1 protein-coding gene is annotated in these 231 nt (G+C 47.2%); it reads right to left on the bottom strand.

Annotated elements, in window-relative coordinates; genetic code table 11:
- A partial coding sequence (locus LDM92_RS02280; protein ID WP_223901880.1) for a hypothetical protein occupies window positions 1-231 on the bottom strand: 231 nt, incomplete at both ends.

Raw genomic sequence — 231 nt, 5'->3', positions numbered from 1 at the left:
GAAGCAATGGCAATAATACCGGAGACAGTGGCAATAATAGCGGAAGCAATGGCAATAGTAGCGGAAACAGTGGCAATAATGCCGGAAGCAATGGCAATGATACCGGAAGCAATGGCAATAATACCGGAGACAGTGGCAATAATAGCGGAAGCAATGGCAATAGTAGCGGAAACAGTGGCAATGATAGCGGAAGCAACGGCAATAGTACCGGAAACAGTGGCAATGATAGCG

It is taken from the genome of Lactobacillus laiwuensis (assembly GCF_019972835.1).
Taxonomy (GTDB): domain Bacteria; phylum Bacillota; class Bacilli; order Lactobacillales; family Lactobacillaceae; genus Lactobacillus; species Lactobacillus laiwuensis.
Note: the sequence above shows the minus strand (reverse complement) of the source record. Positions and strands in the feature narration are given on the sequence as shown.